Genomic DNA, 24,057 nt, shown 5'->3' on the forward strand with positions numbered 1-24,057 from the left:
CCTCAGGCGCTGGGTTTCCTTCGCTTGTGCTCTCGCGAACCCTTGTGTCGCAACCGGTCCGAGAACTGTCCTTTCCGGACTCCCAACCTGCCTTGGGACGCCTTTGATATCCTGCACTCAATATAGAGTGGCCTAGGCCACTTGACGAGATCGCGATCGGGTGAATCAGTGGAGGGAGGCCGACATGATGCGGAGGCCCATCGGGCGGCGTCAGCTCGGGTCGGAGCTGCGGCGGCTGCGGATCGAGGCGAAGCGGCAGCAGCGGGAGATGGCGGAGGTCATCGAATGCGACGCCAGTCAGATCAGCAAGGTGGAGCGGGGCGAGCGGACGCTCAAAGCCTTGGAGCTCAACGCTTTGCTGGACTTTCTCAAGGTCCGCGGTGACAAGCGGGCCGAGATGCTGGCGCTGGGGGAGGAGGCGAGGAAACGGCAACCGAGGAAGACCTATTCGGACATCTTGTCCGGCACGTTCCGGCGGCTCGGGGATCTGGAAGAGGACGCCAGCGAGATCTACAGCTACACCGATCAGCTGATCCCCGGCCTGCTGCAGATCCCGGACTACGTCAGGGCGCTGGTGGCGGACTCGATCTACCGCAGCAACGCGCCGGTGGAGGCGGAGATGGAAGCGCGGATCACGTTCCGGCTGGACCGGCAGCGGGTGCTGGAGCTGGAGAACCGGATCAGTTTCCTGATCGGGGAGTCCGCGCTGCTGCGGCCGGTCGGCGGACCGGCCGTGCTGCGGCGGCAGTTGCTGCACCTGCTGGGGGTGATCGACGGGAAGCCGTGGATCACCGTGCGGATCGTGCCGCTGTCGCTGGGGGTGCATCCGCTGCTGGGCGGGGCGCTGTCGGTGTTCCGCTTCTGCCCCGGTGTCGACGATGTGGTCCACCAGTCGACGTTGTTCGGCGGCGGGGTTTACCTCGATGAGGTGAACGAGACCCGGGAATGCCTGCGTGCCTTCAAGAACTGCCGCGATCGGTCGCTGGGTCCGGCGGAGACCCGGCGGATGCTGTTGCGGCGGGTGCGGGAGCTGGCTCCCGAGTAGCGGTCACAGCTCGGTGTGCAGCAGACCGGCGTCGGTGAGCTCGTCGACCCACATCTCGATGTCCGCCAGCGTGTTGTCGGGATCGGTCCGCCAAAGATCGGCGAGCATCGTGGCGGCGGCGCCGGTCTTGCCGTCGTGCTGGCGCAGTGCGATCCAGATCGCGGTGCCGACCCCGTTGCATTCGAAGCGCTTTTCGGTCAGTGTCGAGAAGAGCTGGAGTCTGCCGTTCTGGGAGACCGTGACCTTCACTCCTGGAACCGGTCGGACTGGCATCGGAATTCTCCTTTGAGGGGAAGGAAAACGTGGTGTGAACGAACTTCGGCCACCGCAGGGTGTTCCCGCGGTGGCCGAAGCTCCGGGTGGGTCTTACGGGGTGGGCCTGGGGGTCGACCGCTCGGTCACCCGCCCCGTAAGGCCCGGTTTACGCGGTGACCAAGTCCTTGGTCTCCGTGGTGTTCTCCACCGAGTAGGCGTCTTCGGCGCTGACCTCGGGGGTGTTCTTGATGTGGCGCAGGAAGATCAGCGCGGCGACGGCGGCGGAGAGCACGACCACCGCCGCGGTGATGGCGGCCGGGTGCATCGCCGTGACGAAGGCTTCCTGAGCGACGCGGAACAGGTTGTCGCCCTGTGCCTGCGGCAGCTTCAGCGCGACGTCGTGGGCGCCACCGAGGGTCTGGCGAGCCGCCTCCAGCGTGCCTTCCGGCAGACCGGCGGGGATCGTCTTGTCCATGGCGGGGCCGAAGAAGCCGGCACCGATCGAGCCGAGCACCGCGATGCCCAGCGCGCCACCGAGTTCCTGGGCGGTCTGCAGCAGCGCCGAGACGCCACCGGCACGCTCGGCCGGAGCGGTCGCCACGACCATGTCGGTCACGATCGAGAGGACCACCGCGATGCCGACACCGCTGAGCACGATCGCGGTGATGACGAGCGGGATGTTGTGCTCGGTCGTCACCTGGGTGATGAGCAGGAAACCGCTGGCGGCGACGGCGAAACCGGCGGCGATGATGTAGGCGGGGCGGGTCTTCTGGGCCACGATCGCGGCGATCGGGGCGACGAAGCTGACGATCACCGGGGCGGCGAGCGTCCAGAGCGCGGCCTCCAGCGGCTTCATCCGCAGCACCTCCATGAGGTACTGGGTGGAGAAGATGCCGAAGCCGATCATGCCGAAGAAGCAGACCAGGTTGCAGGTGATGGACGGGCCGAAGCCGCGGTTGCGGAACAGGGTCAGGTCGATCATCGGGTCGGAGTGGGTGGCCTGGCGGCGGATGAAGAAGGTGCCGAGGATCAGGCCGACGGCGATCACGGCGCCGGGGATGGCGTAGGTGTGGTGGACGGCGATTTCCTTGAGGCCCCAGATGATCGACAGCACGGCGGTCAGCGACAGCGCGCCGCCCAGCAGGTCGAACTTGCCGAGGTTGGGGGAGCGGTACTCGGGGATCAGGACCGGGGCGAGCACCAGCAGCAGGACCATGATCGGGATGTTGACGAGGAAGATCGAACCCCAGTGGAAGCTCGACAGCATCAGGCCGGACACGACGGGACCGAGACCGGCGCCTGCGGACAGGCCGACCGACCAGACCGCGACGGCCTTACGGCGCTGCTTGGGGTCGTGGAACATGTTGCGGATCAGGCCCAGGGTGGAGGGCATGAGGGTGGCGCCGCCGATGCCCTGCAGCGCACGCGAGGCGATCAGCATTTCGGGGCTTGTGGAGAAGGCGCAGGCGACGGAGGCGGCTCCGAAGAGCACCGTGCCGATGATGAGGAGCTTGCGGCGGCCGATCCGGTCTCCCAGTCCGCCCATCGTGATGAGCAGGCCCGCCAGCACGAAGCCGTAGACGTCCATCATCCACAGCTGCTGGGTGCCGCTCGGCTGGAGGTCGGCGGAGATCGAGGGGACGGCGAAGTAGAGAACGGTGATGTCCATGGCGACCAGGAGCACAGGCAGGATCAGCACGGCGAGCCCGATCCACTCCTTGCGTCCGGCCTTGGCTTCTGTAGTAGTCATGCCAAGAACCATACAACTGTGTAGAACTGTTGTCTATGACAGCTGTGTAATACACACGTATTGAGGGGTAGGTCGGGCCGGGTAGGGGTCGAAGCGCGGGTCCGGGCGCTCGTTTAGGGGTCTGATCCTCTGGCGGTACCGGGCGGGCCGTCGCTTGAATGAAAAGGGTCTTCCTTCTCCCCATCTCCTGGCTGGAGTCCGCCGCATGAGCAGCGAAAACAGCGCCTGGATCCGCAACTTCCACGGCGCGCCCGATCCGCACACCCGGCTGGTCTGCTTCCCGCACGCGGGCGGGGCGGCCACCTATTACTACGGGCTGTCGGCGTCGCTGACCCCGTCGGTCGAGGTGCTGGGCGTCCAGTACCCCGGCAGACAGGACCGCCGCGCGGAGCCGTGTCTCGACGACGTCGGCGACCTCGCCGACGCCATCACGCCCGAGTTGCTGGAGCGCACCGACCGGCCGATCGCGTTGTTCGGGCACAGCCTGGGCGCGACGATCGCGTTCGAGGTGGCGATCCGGCTGGAGAAGGCGGGCGTCACGCCGGTCGTGCTGTTCGCGTCGGGGCGCCGCGCGCCGTCGACGTTCCGTGACGAGAACGTGTGGCAGGCCGACGACGACGCCATCATCGCCAGCCTCAAGGCGATGAGCGGCGCGACCGCGGCCATGCTCGACGACGAGATCCTGCGGATGATCCTGCCCGCCGTCCGCGCCGACTACAAAGCGGCCGAGACGTACCGGTATCAGCCAGGCCCGCGCCTGCACTGCCCGATCGTCGCGCTGACCGGTGACGACGACCCGCAGGTCACCCTGGACGAGGCTGGCGCGTGGGGCGAGCACACCGAGTCGGAGTTCGAGCTGAAGGTGTTCTACGGCGGCCATTTCTACCTCGACTTCCACACCGAGGCCGTGCTGGACACCATCACCACGACCCTATGGGAGGTGACCGATGGGGCGGGCGAACCTGCTGGCCATCAGTGATCTGCACGTCGCGTACGAGGACAACCGCGCGATCGTCGAACGGATCCGGCCGAAGACCGACGAGGACTGGCTGATCGTCGCGGGCGACGTCGGCGAGATCGTCGAAGAGATCACCTGGGCGCTGGAGACGCTGAGCCGCAACTTCGCCCGCGTGATCTGGGTGCCGGGCAACCACGAGCTGTGGACTCCGAAACAGGACGCGGTCCAGTTACGCGGCGAGGAGCGCTACCGGCACCTCGTGGACATCTGCAAGAACCTGGGCGTGCTGACGCCTGAAGACCCTTATCAAACGTGGGAGGGCCCTGGCGGCCCACTGCTCATCGCGCCGCTGTTCCTTCTCTATGACTACAGCTGGCGCACGCCGACAGCGCGTACTAAGGCACAGGCGCTTTCTCAAGCCGAGGAAAAGGGCGTCGTCTGCACGGACGAGTTCTTCCTGCACCCGGATCCGTACCCGACGCGCGAGGCCTGGTGTCACGCAAGGCTTGAGGAGACCGAAGCGCGCCTCGCCGCGTGCGATCCGGAGCTGGGCACGATCCTCGTCAACCACTACCCGCTGCTGCGCGACCCGACGGACATCCTGCATTTCCCGGAGTTCGCCCAATGGTGTGGAACTTCCCGCACCGCCGACTGGCACAAGCGGTTCCGCTGCCAGATCGCGGTCTACGGGCATCTGCACATCCCGCGCACGAGCTGGCACGACGGCGTCCGGTTCGAAGAGGTCTCGGTCGGCTATCCGCGCGAATGGCGTCGCTCCTGGCACCCCGGCACGGATCCGCGGGTCATCCTGCCGGAGGTCCGCGCATGATGCTCGGCAAGCTGCTCCCGTCCCCGGTGGTCTGGTGCGAGTCCTTCGACGACCCCGCCGACGTCGAACTCTTCCCGGAAGAGGCGCTCCTGATCGAAAAGTCGGTCGACAAGCGCCGCCGCGAGTTCACCACCGCCCGCTGGTGCGCCCGCCAGGCCTTCGCCGAACTGGGCGTGCCCGCGGCCCCGGTCCTGCCAGGCCCGCACGGCGCGCCGCGCTGGCCCGCGTCGATCGTCGGCAGCATCACGCATTGCGCCGGCTACCGCGCGGTGGCGTTGGCGCGGACCGCCGAAGTGGCCGCACTCGGCCTGGACGCCGAACCCAACGGTCCACTTCCGGAGGGCGTGCTGGAGACCATCGCGCTGCCCGAGGAGCAGGCATGGATCCGGCGTTCGCTGATGGCCGACCCGACGGTGCGGTGGGACCGGCTGCTGTTCAGCATGAAGGAGTCGGTCTACAAGACCTGGTACCCGCTGACGGGCACCCGCCTGGAGTTCGAGGACGCGCTGATCGTCGCGGACCGTTCCGGTGAGTTCACCGCTCGCCTGCTGATCCCCGACGGCCCGGTACTGCGCGGAAACTGGCTGGCCGCCGACGGTCTGCTGCTGACCGCCATCACCCTGCTGGGCTGAGCGCGTACCTGGTCGGTCAAAGCCCGAAAGCCACTTTCGGCAGATGACACCTGCCGAAAGTGGCTTTCGGGGTTTTGTCGGACCCCTGTGTCACGATGGGCCGGTGAGTCGATGGGTCGTGCACCTGGACCTCGACGCCTTTTTCGCGGCGGCCGAGCAGCTGACCCGGCCGACGCTGGCGACCAGGGCGGTGGTGGTCGGGGGCACCGGGCCGCGCGGGGTGGTCGCCGGGGCCAGTTATCAGGCGAGGCCGCATGGCGTGCACTCGGCGATGCCGATGTCCCAGGCGAGGAGGTTGCTGCCGGCGGGCGGGGTGATCCTGCCGCCGCGGTTCAAGCTGTACGAGCAGCTGAGCCGGGAGGTGTTCGGCATCGTCGGCGAGTACGCGCCGGTGCTGGAACGCATCTCGCTGGACGAGACCTTCGCCGAGCCGCCCGAGCTGGTCGGCGCGACGGCAGACGAAGTCCGTGTTTTCGTCGAGAAGCTGCGGAGTCGCATCCGCGCCGAGACCGGGCTGACCGCGTCGGTCGGCGCGGGCGCGGGCAAGCAGGTCGCCAAGATCGGGTCGGACCGGGCGAAGCCGGACGGTTTCGTCGTGGTCCCGCACGGCGGCGAGCGTGAGTTCCTCGCCGATCTGCCCGTGCGCGCGATGTGGGGGATCGGGCCGGTCGCCGAGGCGAAGCTGAAGCGGATGGACATCCTCACGCTCGGCCAGCTCGCCGCGCTGTCCGAAAAGGAGGCCAAGGCGTTGTTCGGCAGCGTCGGGCGGGACCTGCGGCTGCTCGCCTCGGGGATCGACGACCGGCCGGTCGCCGAGCGCGGGGAGGCGAAGCAGGTCAGCGCCGAGACGACGTTCGACGTCGACATCATCGACCTGCCGAGGCTGCGCACCGAGATCCGGCGGATCGCGCAGGGCGCGCATGCCAGGCTCGTGAAGTCGGGCCGGGTCGCGCGGACGGTCGTGATCAAGCTGCGGCACACCGACATGAGCATCGTGACCCGGTCCGAAACGACCACGTTCCCGACCGATGACGTCGACCAGCTGACCGCGATGGCCGAGCGGCTGCTCATCGACCCGGCCGAGTTCGGCGGGGTGCGGCTCGCCGGTGTCGGGTTCAGCGGGCTTTCCGAGCCGCACCAGGATCCGCTGTTCACGGTCGCCGTGCCCGCGCCGCCGGTCGAGGAAATCCCCAAAGCCGTTCCCGTGAAAGCAGCACGCTCGGAGTGGCGCGCCGGCGACGACGTGGTCCACGCGGAGTTCGGCACCGGGTGGGTGCAGGGCGCCGGGCAGGGCCGGGTGACCGTTCGGTTCGAGACAAGGCATTCCGGGCCCGGCCCGGCTCGCACGTTTCTTGCTGAAGATCCCGAACTTCGACGGGGAGAGGCCACGGACTGTCTTAAAGTCTGAAGGCCCCCAACGGATGAGGAGACCTTCGTGCCCATCACCGACCGTTTGACCGAAGTCCCCGAGGTCCACGCGACCCCCGGCCTCGCGCACGCGGTGACGACCACCGGGCGGCTCGCGTTCGTCACCGGGCAGATCGGGGTCGACGCCGAAGGCAAGGCCGCCGAAGGGTTCGACGCGCAAACCCGGCTGGCGCTGGAGAACCTCGGCCGCGTCCTCACCGGGCTCGGCGCCACCTGGTCCGATGTGGTCAAGTTCGGCTGGTACCTCATCGACGCGAGCAAACTGCCGCGCATGCGGGAGATCCGCGCCGAGGTGCTGGGCGACCAGGCGCGCCCCGCGGCCGCCACGCTGATCGAGGTCGCCGGGTTCGCGTACCCGTCGATCGAGATCGAGATCGACGCCGTCGTCGCGCTGCCCTAGCGAGGGTCGTGTCCCGCTCCCCGCCCCGCGGCGGTGTGGGCCCGGCTGAACCACACAAAGGCCACCCTTGTAACGCTGAGCGTGACATGGGCCCCCTTCGTCACGTCCAATACCCCACGCCCCGTTCACAACTTTCAACGTTGCGAACGGGGCGTTCACGTCGTCCCACCTGGCGCAGCGGCCACGAGTGCCTGCCACGCTCGCCCTTCCGGGTTCTAACCGGCGAAAACACTCACGAGGCCAGCGCGAGCAGGATCTCGCCGAGTGACTTGTCCGTGAACGACGTCAGCACCAGGTCCGCGTGGTCGAAGCCGAGCGACGCGGTGATCGGGTTCGGCACGGCGACACACCGCAGGCCCGCGGCCTTCGCGGCGGTCACGCCGTTCGGCGAGTCCTCGAACGCGACCGCGTCGGCGGCGTCCGAACGCAACGCCGCCAGCGCCGCGAGGTAGAGGTCCGGCCTGGGCTTGGCGGGAAAACGGTCGCCGGTGACCACGGTGTCGAACTGCTCCCGCAGGCCGAGTCTGGCGAGATGGCCTTCGACCCATTCGGCCGACGAGCTCGAGGCGACGCCGAGCCGGAGCCCGAGCGCCGCCGCGTCGTCGAGGTAGCCCGCCACTCCCGGCCGGGTGCCCTCCGCTTCGAGCATGGCGAGCACCCGGGCCCTGGACTTGGCGCGGTAGGCGAGCCGGTCGAGCGGGCCCGCGTGGTCTTCCAGCAGGTCGAACATGACCTGCGCGGTCCGGTGGGTGCCGATGACCGTGTGCCACACGTCCATCGGCACCTCGAGCCCGAACTCGGCGAAGGTCTCCCGCCAGCTGGCCAGCACCGCCGTCTCGGTGTCGACCAGCAAGCCGTCAAAATCGAAGATCAACGCTTCAGCCACTGTGCTATTTAAGCGCGCTCAAGTTTTCGGGTCGACAGGCCTCCGGCCCGGCGCCCCGAAAACTTCCGGGCCTGGCGGCCCGGAAAAGAGGCGCGCCCATGAAGCTTTCAGGCCCCAGAGGGCCTTCAAGCGTGTTTGGCTACGCGGGTGGCGCGCACCCCGGCGTGAGCTTCGCGACCTGCTGGCCGGCGAGCAGGAAGGCGCCGACGCCGTACGCGGCGGTGCCGTCCGGCTTCGACGGGCCTGGCTTGGCGCCGACCGGCTGGACGTAGCCGAGCAGCCCGTTGGCCTGCAAAGCCTTGGTCGACAGTGCCTTCCAGCCCTTGTCGACGACCGGCTTGTACGCCGCCGCGTCGAGGATGCCCGCGTTGATGCCGTACGCGATGCCGTAGGTGAAGAACGCCGTGCCGCTGCTTTCCGGGCCGCCGTACTGGTACGGGTTGAGCAGGCTCGAGTTCCAGAAGCCGTCCGAGCGCTGCACGGCCTTGAGCGTGGTCGCCATCTTCTTGAACACCCGGATGTACTCCGCGCGGCGCGGGTCGTTCGCGGGCAGCACCTGCAGGACCTTGGTCAGTGCCGAGAGCGCCCAGCCGTTGCCGCGCGACCAGAAGGTGTTGCTGCCGATGTAGCCGCCGTCGCGCCACCACAGGCCGGTCGCCTCGCTGAACAGGCCGCGGCCGTTGACGCCCTTTTCGGTGTAGCGGAACAGGGTCTGCATCGCGTCGAGGGTGGCGGGGCTGTTGTCGAGCACGCCGAGCCTGGCGAACGACGGCATCGCCATGTTCAGCGCGTCGACGTAGTTCCAGTACTTGTTGTGGCCCTTCTGCACGCTCGCGACCTCGTCCGCGACGCGCTTGCGCAGGTCGGCGATGATGGGCGCGTCCGGGTGGAAGTAGGTGTACAGGTCGAGGTAGGCCTCGCCGGCCGCCTCGTGGTCGGGGAAGAACGGGTTGCTCGAGGTCTGCAGCAGGTAGTTGTTGGCCTTGGCCCACGGCAGCGTCTTGTGGTTGGAGACGCCGGTGGTGCGCACGAGCGCGAGGTTGCCGACGTGGAAGGTGGCGTTCTCCCAGCCGTTCGACGCCAGGTTCGTGCCGTTGTTCACCCAGTAGTCGCCTGCCGAGACCATTTTCTGTGCGACGTCGCACAGGTCGGCCGGCACCGGGGCAGCGGTGGCAGTGGTGGCGAGGCCACTGGTCAACGCGGCCGCGAGAGCTAACGCGAGCGCGCGGATACGAACGGACATTTCCGTCTCCTGTGCGTTTTCCGTGGCGGCGGTCGAAAGCCGACTATGGTCTGAACCACTGACAGTGTCAATGGACCGCTGAGCGGGGTGCTTATGCACAAAACCGATATGTCAAGCCAGATCCGGCGTCGGGACCATTGATTCGAGCAGCCGCCGGGAAGCAGTTTCAGCGCCGTCGGCGTTCTTCGCGAGCACCATGGTCAGCACCCGTGAATGCAGCACCAGCGTGGAAACCGACAGGTCGCCCGGCGCGTCGAGCAGTTCGCCGCGCGCGTTGAGCGCGGCGACCACCGGCACCTGCAACTGCGCGATGAGCGCGTTGCCGGACGCGCGGATGAGCGCGGCGTGGAATTCGCAATCGGCCGTCTTGAACGATTCGTGGTCCACTCGGTCCACCGCGTCGGCCATGCGCTCGTACGCGGCGGCCATTTTGGACAATTCGTCTGGCCGCCGGTGCTGGGCGGCCAGCCGCGCCGCCTGCGGCTCGATGGTGAGCCGCAGTTCGAGCAGTTCGCGTAGTTGATGGCCGCCGTTCGGCCCCTTCATCCGCCAGGCGATCACGTCGGGATCGATGGCGTCCCAGTCATCGGGCGGCAGCGTCCAGGTGCCGACGCGGGGCCGCGCGGTGACCATGCCCTTGGATTCGAGCACCCGCAGCGCTTCCCGGACCACCGTCCGGGAAGCGCCGAACCGGCGCCCGATGTCCTCGGGCACCAAGGGCTGACCGTCGCCGAGCACGCCGGTGACGATCAGCCTGCCCAGCTCGTCGACGATGCGGGCGTGCAGGTTCCGGCCACCGGCGCGGGACTCGCCGTCCTTGGCGGCTGGCCTGCTCACGCAGGCAGACCGACGCGGCGTTCCCCGCTGCGCAGCTGCTGCAGGACCACGGCGGCGACCAGCAGCAGGCCGTGCGCGACGTTCTGCCAGAACTGGTTGATGCCGAGCCCGGACATGCCGTTGTCGAGCACGCCGACGATGAACACCGCGAGCACGGTGCTGACGATGGATCCCTTGCCGCCCTTGAGCATCGTGCCGCCCAGCGCGGCCGCGGTGACGGCCTGCAGTTCGAGGCCTTCGGAGCCGGACGTCGGCTGGCCGGACCCGGTCCGCGCGGTGATCAGCAGGCCCGCGATCGCGGCGACCATGCCGACGAGCGCGTACACGCCGATGATGTAGCGGTTGATGTTGATACCGGCCAGCCGTGCGGCGGTGTCGTTGCCGCCGATCGCGAAGATGTTGCGGCCGATGTCGGTGTAGCGCAACAGGAAGTGCAGGATCGCCGCGACGATGAAGAACACCCAGACCAGCGTCGGCAGGCCGAGCACCGAGCCCTTCGCGAGGAAGATGAACAGGTCGTCGGCGCCGGTGTAGCCCTGCGCCTTGCCGTCCGAGACGACCTGCGCGATGCCCTTGTAGGTGGCGAGCGTGCCGAGCGTGGCGACCACCGGGTTGACCCGGCCGAAGATGATGATCATGCCGTTGACCAGGCCGCAGATCAGCCCGACGACGACCGCGGCGAGGATGCCGGCGCCGGAGCTGCCGGTCGAGGTGTAGACCATCGCCGAGACGACCGAGGCGAGCCCGGCCATCGAGCCGACCGAGATGTCCAGCGCGCCCAGGATGATCACCAGCGTCTGCACCAGCGAGAGCAGGCCCATGATGGTGATCGCGCTGCCGATGAGCAACAGGTTGTTGGTGCGCAAGAAGTTCTCGTTGAGGAAGCTCAGCAGCACGACCAGCGCGATCAGGGTGAGGATCAGGCTGCTGTTCTGCACGCCCATGCCGGTGAGCACGCGGCGGATCGGCGAGATCCTGGCCGTGGCTTCGGCGGGTTCGGCGGACATGGGGTTCTCCTGGCGGGTGGGCGCGGTCATGGGGTCACCTCTGCTTCGGTGGCCGGGATGGCGAGGGTGAGTACGGCTTCTTCGGTGGCTTCGGACCTGGCGATCTCGCCCGCGACCCGGCCGCCGCGCATCACCACGATGCGGTCGGCCAGCCCGAGCACCTCGGGCAGGTCGGAGGAGATGACCAGCAGCGCCATGCCGTCACGGGCGAGCCCGTCGATGATCCGGTAGATCTCGGCCTTGGCGCCGACGTCGACGCCACGCGTCGGCTCGTCGAGGATCAGCAGCTTCGGGTGCCGCGCGAGCCAGCGCGCGAGCACGGTCTTCTGCTGGTTGCCGCCGGAAAGCTTGCGGACTTCCTGCTCCATCGAAGGTGTCCGCACGCGCAGCTCGCGGACGTATTCGTCCACCAGCGCGCGTTCTTTGGCCCGCTTCACCACCCGGAACCGGCGAATCCGGTCCAGCACGGCGATGCTCACGTTGTCACGGACGGACCGTTGCATCAGCAGCGCGTCGGTCTTGCGCTCCTCGGGCGCGAACCCGATGCCCGCCTTGACCGCGTCGCCGGGATTCTTGGCGCGCAAGGGTTTCCCGTCGAGTTCGACAGTGCCCGAGCGGACGGGGAAATCGCCCACGATCGCCTTCGCGAGTTCGGATCGGCCCGCGCCGACCAGGCCCGCGAGGCAGACGACCTCGCCGGTGCGCACCTCGAACGAGATGTCCTCGACGTCGTCGGTCGACACGTTGGTCAGCTTGAGCATCACGTCGCCGGTGTCGGAACCGGAGCGGCGCACGAGTTCCGACAGGTCACGGCCGATCATCATCCGGATCAGCTCGTTCTCGTCGGTAGACGAGGCCTCGCGCGCGCCGATCAGCCTGCCGTCGCGCAGCACGGCGATCCGGTCGGCGAGCTGGAAGATCTCGTTCATCCGGTGTGACACGTAGACCACCGCGACGCCGTCGTCGCGCAGCCTGCGGATCAGCCGGAACAGCGCTTCGACCTCGTGCTCGGACAGCGACGAGGTCGGTTCGTCGAAGGCGATGACCTTCGGCGGCGTGACGGCGACGAGCACACGCAGGATTTCGACCAGCTGCCGCTGCGCGGGCGAGAGCCTGCTGCCGAGCGTGGCCGGGTCGAGCACGCCGGCGAAACCGTAGCGCTCCAACGCTTCCTCGGTGGCCTGGATGAGCGCGCGGCGGTTGAAGACCCGGCCTTTGTGCGGCAGTTCGCCGACGAAGACGTTCTCCGCCACCGAGACGTGCGGGATGATCTCGGGTTCCTGGTAGATCACCCGGACACCGGCCGCCATCGCGGCTCGCGGGGTGTCGAAGGCGACGCGCTCGCCGTTGATCTCGAGGTGGCCTTCGGTGGGGGCGTGGTCGCCGGAGAGCACGCGCAGCAACGTCGACTTGCCTGCGCCGTTCTCGCCCATCAGCGCGAGCACCTCGCCGGGGCGGAAGTCGAGGCTGACGTCACTGAGCGCCGCCACCGCGGCGAAGCGTTTGCTGATGCCCTCCGCGCGCAGCGCGACAGGCGGTGGTGCGGACATGCTGGTCTTCCTTGGGGTAGTTCACGGCGGACAAGGCGCCCGGCGCCGTCAACGTGACGGCGCCGGGCGGGTGACTCAGGTGCAGTTGACGCCTGCGGTCTTGAAGTTGTCCTTGTTGACGATCTGGGTCTTGGCGATCGTCTCGGCCGGGAGGTCCTTCGAGTTCTTGACCTTGTCGAAGAGCACCTGGACCGCGGTCTTGCCGACCTCGGCGCCGGAGATGAACAGCGCGGCCTTGTTGCCGGTGTCCTTGCCCGCCGCCCAGTCCTTGCAGGTCAGGTACGCGCCGAGGCCGACGCCGATGGTGTCGGCCGCCTTGATGCCCGCGTTCGCCAGCGCGGTGACCGCGCCGGTCTCGTTCTCGTCGTTGCAGCCCCAGACGACCCAGTGCTTGACGTTCGGGTTGGAGCCGATCACCGCGCCGGTCCGGTTCTGCGCGTCGACCGGGGTGTTGTCCGTGCCGACCTCGACGACGCCGACGTCGGCGCCCGCGTCCTTCGCGAAGGCCTCCTTGGCGGCCTTGACGCGGTCGGTGCAGACGGTCAGGTCCTGCTTGTAGGCGCTGATGATCTTGGTGTCGGCCGCGGCCCAGCCCGCCGCCTTGAACAGCTTCGCGGCCTCCTTGCCCACCTCGGTGCCCATCGCGGAGCCGTTGAAGCCGACGAACGGGGCCTTCGCGCCCGCGTTGTCCTTGATCACGTCGTCCGAGGCGACCAGCGGGATGCCCTTGGCCTTGGCCGCGTCGATCACCTGCGGGCCGATCGCCTGGTCCGGCACGACGATCGCGATGCCGTTGGCGCCCTGCGCGACCGCGGCGTCGAGTTCGTTGATGGCCTTGTTGGCGTCCTGGCCCAGGTTGACCACCTTGAGGTCGACGCCGAGCTCCTTGGCCTTGTCCTTCGCACCCTGCGCCTGCTCGACGAAGTACTGCTGGTCACCCTGCTTCTGCAGGTAGAACAGGGTGATCTTGCCGTCCTTCGGCGCGTCCTGCGCCGGCGCGGTCGTCTCCTTGCCGGAGGAACAACCGGCGAGAACCGCACCGGCAATCAAACAACAACCAACAGCGCTCCAGGCACGCAGCCTGTGCGGGTATGTGGACATCAAGTGCTCCCATGGGACCGGGGATGAGTGTTGCGGGCGGGTGAACGCCGTGTGTCTCGTATTACAAAACAGTATTCGCGGCGGAGTCAAGAGGCTGCTGCCTGCCGGTTAACTGATCGACATGCACTTTTCGTCACTGATCGTCACGGTGCGCGTTGACAATTGTCGTATTTATGGACACGCACATGCGTTTTGCTGGGCGTTTGCTGATGTGGGTGTTCTTGTTGACTTGAGTTCGGTTGTCGACAAACCACTAGGCTGAGCGCATGCGAGAGCTGACAGCGGAGTTACTGGGCGGGCCGGCTTGTGTGCTGGGCGAGGGCCCCGGCTGGGACGCGGGGCACGGGGAGTTGTCGTGGATCGACATCCCGGCGGGCGAACTGCACCTGGGCACCTTCGAGGCGGGCGCGCTGACGCACACCACGACGATCAAGGTCGGCGGCTCGGTCGGCGCGGTCGTCCCGCGCGCGGACGGCGGCTGGCTGGCCGCGGCCGGGCCTGGGTTCACCGCGATCGGCCGCGACGGCACGGTGACCGCGCTGGCCGAGGTCGGCTCCGCGGTGCCGGGCACGCGGATGAACGACGCGAAATGCGACCCGGCAGGCCGGTTCTGGGCGGGCAGCACGCATGAGCGCGAGGCCGCGGCGGGCAGCCTGTACCGCGTCGACCTGGACGGGAAGGTGACGCGGTTCCGCGATGGCGTCGGCGTCTCCAACGGCATCGGCTGGAGCCCCGACGGCAAGCTGATGTACTACGTCGACAGCCCGATCTGCTCGTTCGAGGTCTACGACTACGACGTCGCGACCGGCACCCCGACGAATCCGCGTCAGGTCACCAAGCTGGACGGGCCGCCGCCGGTGCCGGACGGCCTGACCGTCGACGACGAGGGCGGCATTTGGGTCGCCTTCTGGGATGGCGGCCAGGTTCGCCGCTACACGCCCTCAGGTGAGGTGGACGTCGTCGTCACCGTGCCCGTCGCGCGCACGACGTGCTGCACGTTCGGCGGACCGGGCGGGCGGACGCTGTTCATCACGACGGCGCGCACGCACGGCCTCGACGAGCCGTACGCGGGTCAGGTTTTCGCTTGTGAGACCGGGTTTTCCGGGCCGCCGACGGTTCCGTTCGCCGGCGAACTCCCACGCTGACAACGCGTGAAGGCCTCGTCTCCCGACGAGGCCTTCACGTTGTTGAGGTAGAGACGGGATTCGAACCCGTGTGAAAGGTTTTGCAGACCTTCGCCTCGCCTCTCGGCCACTCCACCGTGCTTGGTACCTCTTCAGGAAACCGTGGATCACGCGTCGCCGCAACGGATTCCATAGAGTGAGATCAGAGGTAGAGCTCGCGATAAGACGCGATGTGGCCCCAGCCGGTGGTCACCGAGTCGGCGGCGAGTACCGCGTGGACGATCGCGCGGGCGACCACGACACTGGCCGCTTCGAGCAGGCTGTCGATGTCGGCTGTCGTCTTCCCGGTTGCGGTGGCGAAGAGCGTGTCGCCGTCTCCGAGGCAATGTGACGGCTGAATCCCCAGCGCCAGGCCATCCTGTGCGCGGAGGGCGAGTTGATGGCACTCGACCGGGGTGAGGATCGCGTCGGTGGCGACGATCCCGATGACGGTGTTCATCGGTTTGCGCGTCGTGCGTGCGCGAACGGTCTTCCCGAGCAGCTCCTGTGCCGTGTGGACGGTCTCACTGTCCGGTGTGGACAGGACGAATTCCGACCAGTCCACGATCTTCCCGTCGCGCACTCGGCTGGTCTCGCCGAAGCCTGCGCCGAACGGCAGGCCGTCGGGGCCGATCGTCGAGCCGACGGCGTTCATCGCGAGCAGCGCCGCGACGACGGTGCCGTCCGGCAGCACCGTGCTCGCCGACCCGAGCCCGCCCTTCATCTCGGCGGTCAGCGCGCCGGTGCCCGCGCCGACGTTTCCTTCCGCCACCGCGTATTCGTCCGCCGCGTGCAGCGCCTTCAAGCCCGTGTCGACGTCGGGGCGGGCGTAAAAGTCGCCACCGCGGCCCAGGTCGAACAACGCGGCCGCGGGCACCAGGCCGCCCAGCGCCTCGCAGACACCGTGCGCTGCCGACAGCCCGTACGAACTCCCGCCGGTGAGCACGAACGCGGCGGGGGAGTGCGCGCCGTTGCGCGGGTCGAGCGCGGCCGTCTCGCGGGTGCTGGGCGCGCCACCGCGGACGTCGACGCCCGCGACCGAGCCGGGCGGCGGCACGATCACGGTGGTGCCGGTCAGCGCCCCGTCCCCGATCCGGGTGGCGTTCCCGACCCGGATGCCGGGCACGTCGGTCAGCGAATTCAGCAGGCCCGCGGTCATGCGTTGATCGTAGTGCCGCGCACGGAAAGTGACAGGGTGAACACAAGTGGCCTAGTGACGTCCACGAATGGGGTAAGGCACTATGGGGCTTGATGTCTAATTTCGCGAAGCCCTTGACCGTCCTCGCCGCACTGACGCTCGTGGGCGCCTGTTCCGCGACCACCCCGACCACGGCTCCGCCGCCATCGACGCCGCAGCCGGCAGCGAAGGCCCCCGAGACCACGTTTTCGGTGGTGGCGACGGGTGACGTGCTCATCCACCCGGCGCTGACCGACCAGGCTCGCGAGGACGCGAAGGACGGTGAGTTCGACTACCGGCCACTGTTCGCGGGCATCAAGCCGGTGGTCGAAAAGGCGGACCTCGCGGTCTGTCACCTCGAAACCCCGCTCGCCGAAAAAGGCGGCCCATACAGCGGCTACCCGTCGTTCAGCGCGCCGCCCGAGGTGGCCGACGCGCTCAAGGACACTGGCTACGACACCTGCTCGACCGCGTCCAACCACACGCTCGACCAGGGCGCCGACGGCATCAAGCGCACCCTCGACAAACTCGACGAGACCGGCATCAAGCACACCGGCTCGGCGCGCACTTCGGCCGAAGCGGCCAAGCCGCTCATCCTGGACGTGCACGGCGTCAAGGTCGCCCAGATCTCCTACGCGTTCGGCTTCAACGGCATCAAGGTCCCCGAAGGCAAACCCTGGCTCGCCAACCAGATCGACGCGGCCCGCATCATCGCCGCGGCCAAGGCCGCCCGCGCGGCCGGCGCCGAAGTCGTGCTGGTCAGCCTGCACTGGGGCGTCGAGTACCAGCACGAAGTCACCGACGAGCAGCGCCTGCTGGCCAAGAAACTGCTCGCCGAGGACTCGATCTCGCTGATCATCGGCCACCACGCCCACGTGGTCCAGCCCATCGAGCAGGTCGGCGGCAAATGGGTCGCCTACGGCCTCGGCAACCACGTCGCTCGCCACTCCGAGCCGAAGGGGTCGACCGAGGAAGGCGTCGCCGCCCGCTTCACCTTCCGCAAGAGCGCCGACGGCTGGGCCGTCGACAAGGCCGAGTACGTCCCGACCCTGCTCCGCCTCGGCCCGCCGCTGCGCCTGACCGACCTGACAGCGGGCAAGCTTGACGACCGGGCCAAGCAAGCGCTGAAGGACACCGACGAGGTCGTGCTCTCCCGAGGCGGCGCCAAAGCAGGCCTCACCCGCCCCGGCGCCTAACACCCGCGGCAGGCTCGGGTCGTTGTGGGGGTCGTGAGTGATGCGGCCGGTTCTAACCGGTCTAAACACTCACGACCCCGCGTACCCAGCGGGTCGGCACGCGTACCTGCCGGGTCGGCACGCGTACCCGCACGGTCGGAGCGCCGCCGACGCTTCCGGTCTGGTGTGCCGACTCCCTGGGTACGTGAGCCGACTTCTTAGGTACGCGTGCCGACCGCTCGGGTACGCGGAGCTGGCCGGGGCGAAGGGGTCGTGAGTGTTTAGGCCGGTTAGAACCGGCCGTACCACTCACGACCCCAGGTATTGGTCTAGACGAGTACTTGGTCTAGACCATCCGAACGTCGGTTGTTCCTGGACTGGGCCGCGCCTACCGTGGGCGAAACGACGCCTTTGTTCCAGGATCGGAGCAGGTATGTTCAGTCGGAAATCACGAGTGCTCGGTATCGCGCTGGCGGCCTTGCTCGCCGTCCCGCTGAGCGGGCAGCCGGCGACCGCGTCCGTCCAGGCGGACGTCTGCGCGGTGAAGTCGCGGCCGTCCGGCAAGGTGCTGCAAGGGTATTGGGAGAACTGGGACGGCGCGTCCAACGGCGTGCATCCGCCGCTGGGCTGGATTCCCATCACCGACAGCCGGATCGCGGCGCACGGGTACAACGTCATCAACGCGGCCTTCCCGGTCATCCGTTCGGACGGGACCGTGTTGTGGGAAGACGGGATGGACGCGACCGTCAAGGTGGCCACGCCCGCCGAGATGTGCGCGGCGAAGGACGCGGGCGCGACGATCCTGATGTCGATCGGTGGCGCGGCCGCCGGGATCGACCTGAGTTCGAGCGCGGTGGCGGACAAGTTCGTCGCGACGATCGTGCCCATTCTCAAGAAGTACAACTTCGACGGGATCGACATCGACATCGAGACCGGGCTCGTCGGCACCGGCAACATCAACTCGCTGTCGCCGTCGCAGTCGAACCTGATCCGCATCATCGACGGCGTGCTGTCGAAGATGCCGTCGAACTTCGGCCTCACCATGGCGCCCGAGACGGCCTACGTCACCGGCGGCAGCGTCGTCTACGGTTCGATCTGGGGCGCGTACCTGCCGATCGTGAAGAAGTACGCCGACAACGGCAAGCTGTGGTGGCTGAACATGCAGTACTACAACGGAAGCATGTACGGCTGCTCCGGCGATTCGTACCAGGCCGGCACCGTGCAAGGCTTCGTCGCGCAGACGAACTGCCTCAACAAGGGGCTCGTCATCCAGGGCACGACGATCAAGGTTCCGTTCGACAAGCAGGTTCCCGGCCTGCCCGCGCAGCCAGGTGCCGGCGGCGGGTACATGTCGACTTCGCTGGTCTCACAGGCTTGGCGGAGCTTCGGCACCAGCCTGAAGGGCCTGATGGACTGGTCGATCAACTGGGACGGCTCGAAGAACTGGACGTTCGGCAACAACGTGAAGTCCCTGCAGGGCCGCTAGCGAACCCAGGCCCGGGATAAAGCCCGCTTTACTCCCCGGAGTAAAGCGGGCTTTATCCCGTTCGCACTGCCAGTGGGAGCGTGAACTGGATGGTTTCGCGCGCCACCACGCGTTCTTCGACCGAAACCGGCGCCAAGGCCGCGATCACCTCGTCGACCAGGCGCGGGGGAGCGGACGCGCCCGCCGTGAGGCCGACGACCCGCACGCCGTCGAGCCACTCAGGCTTGATCAGCGAGGCGTCCTCGATCAGATAAGCCGGAACACCCATCCGAGACGCGATTTCCACCAGCCGCACGGAGTTCGACGAGTTCGCCGAACCGACCACCAGCAGCAGGTCCGACTCGGCGGCGACGGCCTTCACCGCGTCCTGCCGATTCGTGGTGGCGTAACAGATGTCGTCCGAACCCGGCCCGCGCAGCAGCGGGAAACGCCGCTCCAGCACGGAAACCACCTCGGCCGCCTCGTCCACCGAGAGCGTCGTCTGCATCAGGTACGAGACCCGCGCGGGATCCGGCACCTCGACCGCGGCCGCCGCGGCGGCGTCCTCCACCAGGATCATCGACGACGGCGCCTCGCCGAGCGTGCCTTCGACTTCCTCGTGACCGGCGTGCCCGATGAACAGCACCGTGTCGCCGCGTGCCGCGAACCGGCGGGCCTCCGCGTGCACCTTGGTCACCAGCGGGCAGGTCGCGTCGATCACGTCCAGACCCCGGAGGGTGGCCTCCTCCCGCACGGCGGGTGAAACGCCGTGCGCGGAGAAGACCACCGTCGCGCCGTCCGGCACCTCGTCGAGTTCGTCGACGAAGACCGCACCCCGCGTTTCGAGCTCCGCCACAACATGGGTGTTGTGGACGATCTGTTTGCGGACGTGGATCGGGCCGCCGCGCCGGTCGAGCGCGCGGTCGACGACGTCGATCGCCCGCTCCACGCCGGCACAGAACGACCGCGGGCCCGCCAGCAGCACCCGCACCCCGTCAGTGGTCACGTCGGGTCGCCAGGTTCGCCAGTACGGTCAGCTCCGCCGACGGCCGCGCACCAGGGCGTGCCGACGCCAGCCTGGACAACGCGCGAGCCAGCAATTCGTCCGCCTGCGACTGGCTCCACGCGCGGCCGCCCGCGCGGTCGACCAGCTCCGCCGCCCGCTCCAGCTCCTCGGCCGTGAGCGGCTTTTCCCGGTAGTACAACGCACCGAGCTCGTCCGACGCCCCGAGCGCGGCCACCACCGGCAGCGACTTCTTGCGGTTCTGCAGGTCCGAGTAGACCGGCTTCCCGGTGACCGCCGGGTCGCCCCAGATGCCGAGCAGGTCGTCGACGTGCTGGAACGCCAGCCCGAGGTCACGCCCGAACCCGCCGAGGTGGTCGACCTGATCGTCGCTGCCGCCGCCGACCAGCGCACCCAGCGCACAGGCCGCGCCGAGCAACGCGCCGGTCTTGCCTTCGGCCATGGTCACGCATTCGGCGACCGCGACGTCCGTGCGGTCCTCGAACGCGACGTCGGACGCCTGGCCCTCCAGCAGATGCAGCACCGCGGTGCTCAGCGTCCGCATGGACCTGGTCGCGGTCGGATGCTCGCTGGCGGCGATCACGTCGAACGCCAGCGTCATCATCGCGTCACCGGCCAAGATCGCCGGACCGGTGCCGAACACGCTCCACACGGTCGGCCGGTGGCGCCTCGTCAGGTCGCCGTCCATCACGTCGTCGTGCAGCAGCGAGAAGTTGTGCACGAGCTCGACCGCGACCGCCATCGGGACGGCCGTTGCCGGGTCGCCGCCGATCGCCTCCGCCGCCAGCAGCACCAGCGACGGCCGGATGGCCTTGCCGCTGTCGCCGCGGTCGGCCTTGCCGCTCGAATCCCACCAGCCGAAGTGGTAGCCGGAGATGTGCCGTATCGACTCCGGCAGCCGGTCGACGGCCTCGCGCAGCGCCGGTTCCACCAGGCTCCGCGTCCAGGCGAGCACCTGGGGCGCCGGCCTGGACTGCGTGCGCACGTCAATCGTGGTCATCGCGGATGGTCCCCTCTAGCGCGCGATCTCGACGTTTTCCAGCACGCCGAGCGCGTCCGGCACCAGCACGGCGGCCGAGTAGTAGGCGCTGACCAGGTAGGTCGCGATCGCCTGCTCGGTGATGCCCTGGAACCGCACGTTCAGCCCCGGCTGGTGCTCGTCGGGCAGGCCCGTCTGGTGCAGCCCGATCACGCCGTGGTCCTCGACCCCGGTGCGCATCGCGATGATCGACGAGGTGCCGGTCTCCGAGATGGGGATCTTGTCCGACGGCAGGATCGGGCAGCCACGCCACGCGTTGACGGCCTTGCCGTCGACGACCGTGCCTTCCGGGTACAGCCCGCGCTTGGTGCACTCCCGGCCGAACGCGGCGATCGTGCGCGGATGCGCCAGGAAGAACTTCGTCTTGCGGCGCCTGCTGAACAGCTCGTCGAGGTCGTCGGGGGTGGGCGGGCCGCCGCGGGTGTGGATGCGCGAGCTCAGGTCGGCGTTGTGCAGCATGCCGAACTCGCGGTTGTTGATCAGGTCGTACTCCTGACGCTCCCGCAGCGCCTCGATGGTCAGCCGCAGCTGCTCGTCCAGCTGGTTCATCGGGCCGTTGTAGAGGTCGGTGACCCTGGTGTGCACCCGCAGCACGGTCTGCGCGACCGTCAGCTCGTACTCGCGTGGCTCGAGTTCGTAGTCGGCGAACGTGCCGGGCAGCCACGGCTCGCCGTCGTGGCCCGACGACAGGTCGATCGCCGCCTCGCCGCGCGCGTTCTGCGGCTTTTCGCCCGCCGCCAGCGAATTCTGGACATGCAGGCTGAGCAGTTCGGAGCGCCCGTTGAGGTCCTGGAACGCCGACGACCGCAGCTTCAGCACGATCACCGGGGTCAGCGCCTTGGCGGTGAACAGCCAGTTCCGCTCGACCCCGCTGAGCACCTCCTCGCCGAAGTGGTCACCGTCGGCGAGGTTGCCGAGGTCGACCTCTTCGCCGTACTCGCCAGGACCGATCTTGCCGACCTTGCCGTGCGCGATCAGCACGACCTCGTCGGCGGGCGTGCCGCGCTCGACGATCACGTCGCCCGGCTGATATTCGTGCTGCACGAAGCGGTCGGCGAGGGCGACCAGCGTGTCCTCGTCGTCGAAACCACGCAGCAGCGCCAGCTCGGACAGCTCCTGTGGCACCACCCTGATGTCGGCGCCGACGTTGGTGAAGCTCACCCGGCCGTCGCCGACGGTGTAGGTCAGCCGCCGGTTGACCCGGTACGCGCCGCCCTTGGCCTCTTCCCAAGGCAGCATCTTCAGCAGCCAGCGCGGCGTGATGCCCTGCATCTGCGGCGCGGTCTTGGTGGTCGTCGCCAGTTTGCGCGCCGCGGCTGTGCCCAGGCTCAGCCGCTGCTCCGGCTCCGTTGTGGTCATCGCAGAATCCGCCTATCTGGTTTCGGGGTGCTGGCAGGGACCCGGTGCGTCCACAGTGGACGCACCGGGCTTGGCTGGTTCGGCGTGGCTCAGCCGACCTGTGCGCCCTCCAGCACCGCGATCGCGTCCGGCACCAGCACGGCGGCGGAGTAGTAGGTGCTGACCAGGTAGGAGATGATGGCCTGCTCGGAAATGCCCATGAACCGGACGTTCAGGCCGGGTTCGTACTCGTCGGGCAGCCCGATCTGGCGCAGGCCGACGACGCCCTGGTTCTGCTCGCCGGTGCGCATGAGCAGCACGTTGCTCGTCCGGGTGCCGCTGACCTCGAGCTTGTTGCAGGGGAAGATCGGCACGCCGCGCCACGCGGGCACCTTGTGGCCGCCGACGTCGACGCCGGTCGGGTAGATGCCCGCCTTCGAGCATTCACGGGCGAACGCGGCGATCGCCTTCGGGTGCGCCAGGAAGAACCCGGGCTCCTTCCACACCAGCGAAAGCAGCTCGTCGAAGTCGTCGGGGGACGGCGGGCCGGTGCGGGTCGGCACCCGCTGCGCGAAGTCCGCGTTGTGCAGCAGGCCGAAGTCCTTGTTGTTGATCATTTCGTACTCTTGGCGCTCACGCAGCGCCTCGATGGTCAAGCGCAACTGCTGCTCGATCTGGTCCATCGGGTTGTTGTAGAGATCGGCGACCCGGCTGTGCACCCGCAGCACGGTCTGCGCGACGCTCAGCTCGTACTCGCGCGGCTTGGTCTCGTAGTCGACGAAGGTGCCGGGCAGCAACGGTTCCCCGTCGTGGCCGGACGAGATGTCGATCTCCGCCTCGCCGAAGTTGTTGGACTTGCCGCTCTCCTCGGTGGCCGCGGCGATCTGCGCCTGCAGCGACTCGGACTGGTCGAGCACCTGCTGGAAGGCCTGACGGCTCAGCGTGAGCACGGTGACCGTGGTGACCGCCTTCGCGGTGAACTCCCAGATCCCGTCGGTCGAGGTGAGCACCTGCGCGCCGAAGTAGTCGCCGCCCTTGAGCACGCCGAGCGCGGTCTCGTCGCCGTATTCGCCGGTGCCGGTCTTGGTGATCTTGCCGTGCGCGATCAGGTACACGGTGTCGGCCGGGCTGCCGAATTCGACGAGCACCTGACCTGGCTCGTATTCGTGCTGGGTGAACCGGCGCGCCAGCTCGGGCAGCACCTCTTCGTCCTCGTAACCCTTGAGCGGCGGGAGTTCCCCGAGCTCCGCCGGGATGACCTTGACGTCCGTGCCGGTCTTCTCGAAGGTGACCCTGCCGTCGCCGACCGCGTAGCTCAAGCGCCGGTTGACCCGGTAGGCGCCACCGTTGACCTGCGTCCACTGGAGCATCTTCAGCAGCCACCGCGACGAGATGCCCTGCATCTGCGGGACCGATTTGGTCGTCGTTGCCAGGTTCCGCGCGGCGGCCCGGCCCAAGCTCAACTGCGAATGTTCGGCACCCTGTGAGCCTGCGGCAGAAGTGTCCGATTCGGTCACGGTCACAGCAAGATCCACCCATCGATAGTCGTGCGGAAAATGTAGTTTTTAAAAATGCGGTAAACAGGGTTTTTGGTGAATAATTCCCCGGTAGCCCGCCCCGTGGAATCAACATAGCAACCCGCCAACGGCAGACAAGCACACGAATGGGTTAGAGCCGATATTCACCTGAACGCCAGTCGTCCGACGATTGACTCCCGGTCAACGACACCGGTACGGCTGGTCCGTTCAGGGCAAG

Annotated in this window: 22 protein-coding genes and 1 tRNA gene; 9 read left to right on the plus strand and 14 right to left on the minus strand. The window is 68.1% G+C overall.

Features of this window, described 5'->3' with window-relative positions; genetic code table 11:
* The first annotated feature begins 184 nt into the window (after nt 1–184).
* A complete protein-coding gene (locus tag AB5J62_RS07725; RefSeq protein WP_370947438.1) occupies nt 185–1,045 on the plus strand; it encodes a helix-turn-helix domain-containing protein in 861 nt (286 codons plus the stop codon).
* 3 nt (nt 1,046–1,048) lie between these two features.
* Here AB5J62_RS07725 and AB5J62_RS07730 read toward each other — a convergent pair whose 3' ends face one another.
* Complete coding sequence (locus AB5J62_RS07730; protein ID WP_370947439.1) at nt 1,049–1,318, minus strand: PqqD family peptide modification chaperone; 270 nt, start codon at nt 1,316–1,318, stop codon at nt 1,049–1,051.
* Between the two features lie 148 nt (nt 1,319–1,466).
* Complete coding sequence (locus AB5J62_RS07735) at nt 1,467–3,050, minus strand: MFS transporter (RefSeq protein WP_370947440.1); 1,584 nt, start codon at nt 3,048–3,050, stop codon at nt 1,467–1,469.
* A gap of 205 nt (nt 3,051–3,255) precedes the next feature.
* Here AB5J62_RS07735 and AB5J62_RS07740 point away from each other — a divergent pair, with 205 nt between their 5' ends.
* The 5 genes from AB5J62_RS07740 (at nt 3,256) to AB5J62_RS07760 (ending at nt 7,297) form a co-directional block, all read left to right on the plus strand.
* Complete coding sequence (locus AB5J62_RS07740; protein WP_370947441.1) at nt 3,256–4,029, plus strand: thioesterase II family protein; 774 nt, start codon at nt 3,256–3,258, stop codon at nt 4,027–4,029.
* Nucleotides 3,998–4,837, plus strand: a complete 840-nt coding sequence (locus AB5J62_RS07745) for a metallophosphoesterase (protein WP_370947442.1) — start codon at nt 3,998–4,000, stop codon at nt 4,835–4,837. Before AB5J62_RS07740 ends, AB5J62_RS07745 begins: the two co-directional genes overlap by 32 nt.
* Nucleotides 4,834–5,469: a 4'-phosphopantetheinyl transferase gene (locus AB5J62_RS07750; protein ID WP_370947443.1), complete on the plus strand. Its 636-nt coding sequence runs from the start codon at nt 4,834–4,836 to the stop codon at nt 5,467–5,469. Before AB5J62_RS07745 ends, AB5J62_RS07750 begins: the two co-directional genes overlap by 4 nt.
* Nucleotides 5,470–5,572: 103 nt before the next feature.
* On the plus strand, nt 5,573–6,877 hold the full coding sequence (locus AB5J62_RS07755; protein ID WP_370947444.1) for a DNA polymerase IV: 1,305 nt from the start codon (nt 5,573–5,575) through the stop codon (nt 6,875–6,877).
* A 27-nt stretch (nt 6,878–6,904) separates the two neighbouring features.
* The gene (locus AB5J62_RS07760; protein WP_370947445.1) at nt 6,905–7,297 is read left to right on the plus strand and encodes a RidA family protein; all 393 of its coding nucleotides are present in this window, start codon (nt 6,905–6,907) and stop codon (nt 7,295–7,297) included.
* Between the two features lie 232 nt (nt 7,298–7,529).
* On the opposite strand, the gene AB5J62_RS07765 is transcribed toward AB5J62_RS07760, so the two are convergent.
* The 6 genes from AB5J62_RS07765 to AB5J62_RS07790 form a co-directional block, all read right to left on the minus strand.
* Nucleotides 7,530–8,183 carry an HAD family hydrolase gene (locus tag AB5J62_RS07765; RefSeq protein ID WP_370947446.1) on the minus strand — a complete coding sequence of 218 codons (654 nt, stop codon included), beginning with the start codon at nt 8,181–8,183 and terminating at the stop codon, nt 7,530–7,532.
* 139 nt (nt 8,184–8,322) lie between these two features.
* Nucleotides 8,323–9,426 carry a glycoside hydrolase family 88 protein gene (locus AB5J62_RS07770; RefSeq protein ID WP_370947447.1) on the minus strand — a complete coding sequence of 368 codons (1,104 nt, stop codon included), beginning with the start codon at nt 9,424–9,426 and terminating at the stop codon, nt 8,323–8,325.
* Nucleotides 9,427–9,537: 111 nt separating this feature from the next.
* Nucleotides 9,538–10,263 carry a FadR/GntR family transcriptional regulator gene (locus AB5J62_RS07775; RefSeq protein WP_370947448.1) on the minus strand — a complete coding sequence of 242 codons (726 nt, stop codon included), beginning with the start codon at nt 10,261–10,263 and terminating at the stop codon, nt 9,538–9,540.
* Entirely contained in the window at nt 10,260–11,300 is a 1,041-nt protein-coding gene (locus AB5J62_RS07780) for an ABC transporter permease (RefSeq protein WP_370947449.1), read from the minus strand. Before AB5J62_RS07780 ends, AB5J62_RS07775 begins: the two co-directional genes overlap by 4 nt.
* The gene (locus AB5J62_RS07785; protein WP_370947450.1) at nt 11,297–12,820 is read right to left on the minus strand and encodes a sugar ABC transporter ATP-binding protein; all 1,524 of its coding nucleotides are present in this window, start codon (nt 12,818–12,820) and stop codon (nt 11,297–11,299) included. Before AB5J62_RS07785 ends, AB5J62_RS07780 begins: the two co-directional genes overlap by 4 nt.
* 75 nt (nt 12,821–12,895) lie before the next feature.
* Complete coding sequence (locus tag AB5J62_RS07790) at nt 12,896–13,870, minus strand: substrate-binding domain-containing protein (RefSeq protein ID WP_370947451.1); 975 nt, start codon at nt 13,868–13,870, stop codon at nt 12,896–12,898.
* Nucleotides 13,871–14,187: 317 nt separating this feature from the next.
* On the opposite strand from AB5J62_RS07790, the gene AB5J62_RS07795 reads away from it, so the two are divergent.
* Nucleotides 14,188–15,066 (plus strand): SMP-30/gluconolactonase/LRE family protein, encoded by an 879-nt coding sequence (locus AB5J62_RS07795; RefSeq protein WP_370947452.1) that lies wholly within the window; start codon nt 14,188–14,190, stop codon nt 15,064–15,066.
* Nucleotides 15,067–15,111: 45 nt separating this feature from the next.
* Here AB5J62_RS07795 and AB5J62_RS07800 read toward each other — a convergent pair.
* Both AB5J62_RS07800 and AB5J62_RS07805 read right to left on the minus strand, forming a co-directional pair.
* Nucleotides 15,112–15,182: transfer RNA gene (locus tag AB5J62_RS07800), tRNA-Cys, on the minus strand.
* 65 nt (nt 15,183–15,247) lie between these two features.
* Entirely contained in the window at nt 15,248–16,243 is a 996-nt protein-coding gene (locus AB5J62_RS07805) for a P1 family peptidase (RefSeq protein WP_370947453.1), read from the minus strand.
* 92 nt (nt 16,244–16,335) lie between these two features.
* Between AB5J62_RS07805 and AB5J62_RS07810 the strand changes: the two genes are divergently transcribed.
* Both AB5J62_RS07810 and AB5J62_RS07815 read left to right on the plus strand, forming a co-directional pair.
* Nucleotides 16,336–17,457: a CapA family protein gene (locus AB5J62_RS07810; RefSeq protein ID WP_370947454.1), complete on the plus strand. Its 1,122-nt coding sequence runs from the start codon at nt 16,336–16,338 to the stop codon at nt 17,455–17,457.
* Nucleotides 17,458–17,869: 412 nt separating this feature from the next.
* Complete coding sequence (locus AB5J62_RS07815; RefSeq protein ID WP_370947455.1) at nt 17,870–18,922, plus strand: chitinase; 1,053 nt, start codon at nt 17,870–17,872, stop codon at nt 18,920–18,922.
* 52 nt (nt 18,923–18,974) lie between these two features.
* On the opposite strand, the gene ispH is transcribed toward AB5J62_RS07815, so the two are convergent.
* The 4 genes from ispH to AB5J62_RS07835 all read right to left on the minus strand — a co-directional run bounded on the left by ispH (nt 18,975) and on the right by AB5J62_RS07835 (nt 23,825).
* Entirely contained in the window at nt 18,975–19,907 is a 933-nt protein-coding gene (gene ispH / locus AB5J62_RS07820) for a 4-hydroxy-3-methylbut-2-enyl diphosphate reductase (protein ID WP_370947456.1), read from the minus strand.
* Nucleotides 19,897–20,925: a family 2 encapsulin nanocompartment cargo protein polyprenyl transferase gene (locus AB5J62_RS07825; protein WP_370947457.1), complete on the minus strand. Its 1,029-nt coding sequence runs from the start codon at nt 20,923–20,925 to the stop codon at nt 19,897–19,899. Before AB5J62_RS07825 ends, ispH begins: the two co-directional genes overlap by 11 nt.
* Before the next feature lie 15 nt (nt 20,926–20,940).
* Complete coding sequence (locus AB5J62_RS07830) at nt 20,941–22,323, minus strand: family 2B encapsulin nanocompartment shell protein (RefSeq protein ID WP_370947458.1); 1,383 nt, start codon at nt 22,321–22,323, stop codon at nt 20,941–20,943.
* A gap of 89 nt (nt 22,324–22,412) precedes the next feature.
* Nucleotides 22,413–23,825 carry a family 2B encapsulin nanocompartment shell protein gene (locus AB5J62_RS07835; RefSeq protein WP_370947459.1) on the minus strand — a complete coding sequence of 471 codons (1,413 nt, stop codon included), beginning with the start codon at nt 23,823–23,825 and terminating at the stop codon, nt 22,413–22,415.
* Between the last annotated feature and the right edge of the window lie 232 nt (nt 23,826–24,057).

It is taken from the genome of Amycolatopsis sp. cg5 (assembly GCF_041346955.1).
Classification (GTDB): domain Bacteria; phylum Actinomycetota; class Actinomycetes; order Mycobacteriales; family Pseudonocardiaceae; genus Amycolatopsis.

Bases quoted from the DNA above. Each gene is read 5' to 3' on its own strand.
- AB5J62_RS07730 (WP_370947439.1), bottom strand. From the start codon at position 1,318: ATGCCAGTCCGACCGGTTCCAGGAGTGAAGGTCACGGTCTCCCAGAAC.
- AB5J62_RS07810 (WP_370947454.1), top strand. From the start codon at position 16,336: ATGTCTAATTTCGCGAAGCCCTTGACCGTCCTCGCCGCACTGACGCTC.
- AB5J62_RS07795 (WP_370947452.1), top strand. From the start codon at position 14,188: ATGCGAGAGCTGACAGCGGAGTTACTGGGCGGGCCGGCTTGTGTGCTG.
- AB5J62_RS07745 (WP_370947442.1), top strand. From the start codon at position 3,998: ATGGGGCGGGCGAACCTGCTGGCCATCAGTGATCTGCACGTCGCGTAC.
- AB5J62_RS07770 (WP_370947447.1), bottom strand. From the start codon at position 9,426: ATGTCCGTTCGTATCCGCGCGCTCGCGTTAGCTCTCGCGGCCGCGTTG.
- AB5J62_RS07750 (WP_370947443.1), top strand. From the start codon at position 4,834: ATGATGCTCGGCAAGCTGCTCCCGTCCCCGGTGGTCTGGTGCGAGTCC.
- AB5J62_RS07785 (WP_370947450.1), bottom strand. From the start codon at position 12,820: ATGTCCGCACCACCGCCTGTCGCGCTGCGCGCGGAGGGCATCAGCAAA.
- AB5J62_RS07780 (WP_370947449.1), bottom strand. From the start codon at position 11,300: ATGACCGCGCCCACCCGCCAGGAGAACCCCATGTCCGCCGAACCCGCC.
- AB5J62_RS07830 (WP_370947458.1), bottom strand. From the start codon at position 22,323: ATGACCACAACGGAGCCGGAGCAGCGGCTGAGCCTGGGCACAGCCGCG.
- AB5J62_RS07740 (WP_370947441.1), top strand. From the start codon at position 3,256: ATGAGCAGCGAAAACAGCGCCTGGATCCGCAACTTCCACGGCGCGCCC.
- AB5J62_RS07735 (WP_370947440.1), bottom strand. From the start codon at position 3,050: ATGACTACTACAGAAGCCAAGGCCGGACGCAAGGAGTGGATCGGGCTC.
- AB5J62_RS07825 (WP_370947457.1), bottom strand. From the start codon at position 20,925: ATGACCACGATTGACGTGCGCACGCAGTCCAGGCCGGCGCCCCAGGTG.
- AB5J62_RS07725 (WP_370947438.1), top strand. From the start codon at position 185: ATGATGCGGAGGCCCATCGGGCGGCGTCAGCTCGGGTCGGAGCTGCGG.
- AB5J62_RS07805 (WP_370947453.1), bottom strand. From the start codon at position 16,243: ATGACCGCGGGCCTGCTGAATTCGCTGACCGACGTGCCCGGCATCCGG.
- AB5J62_RS07815 (WP_370947455.1), top strand. From the start codon at position 17,870: ATGTTCAGTCGGAAATCACGAGTGCTCGGTATCGCGCTGGCGGCCTTG.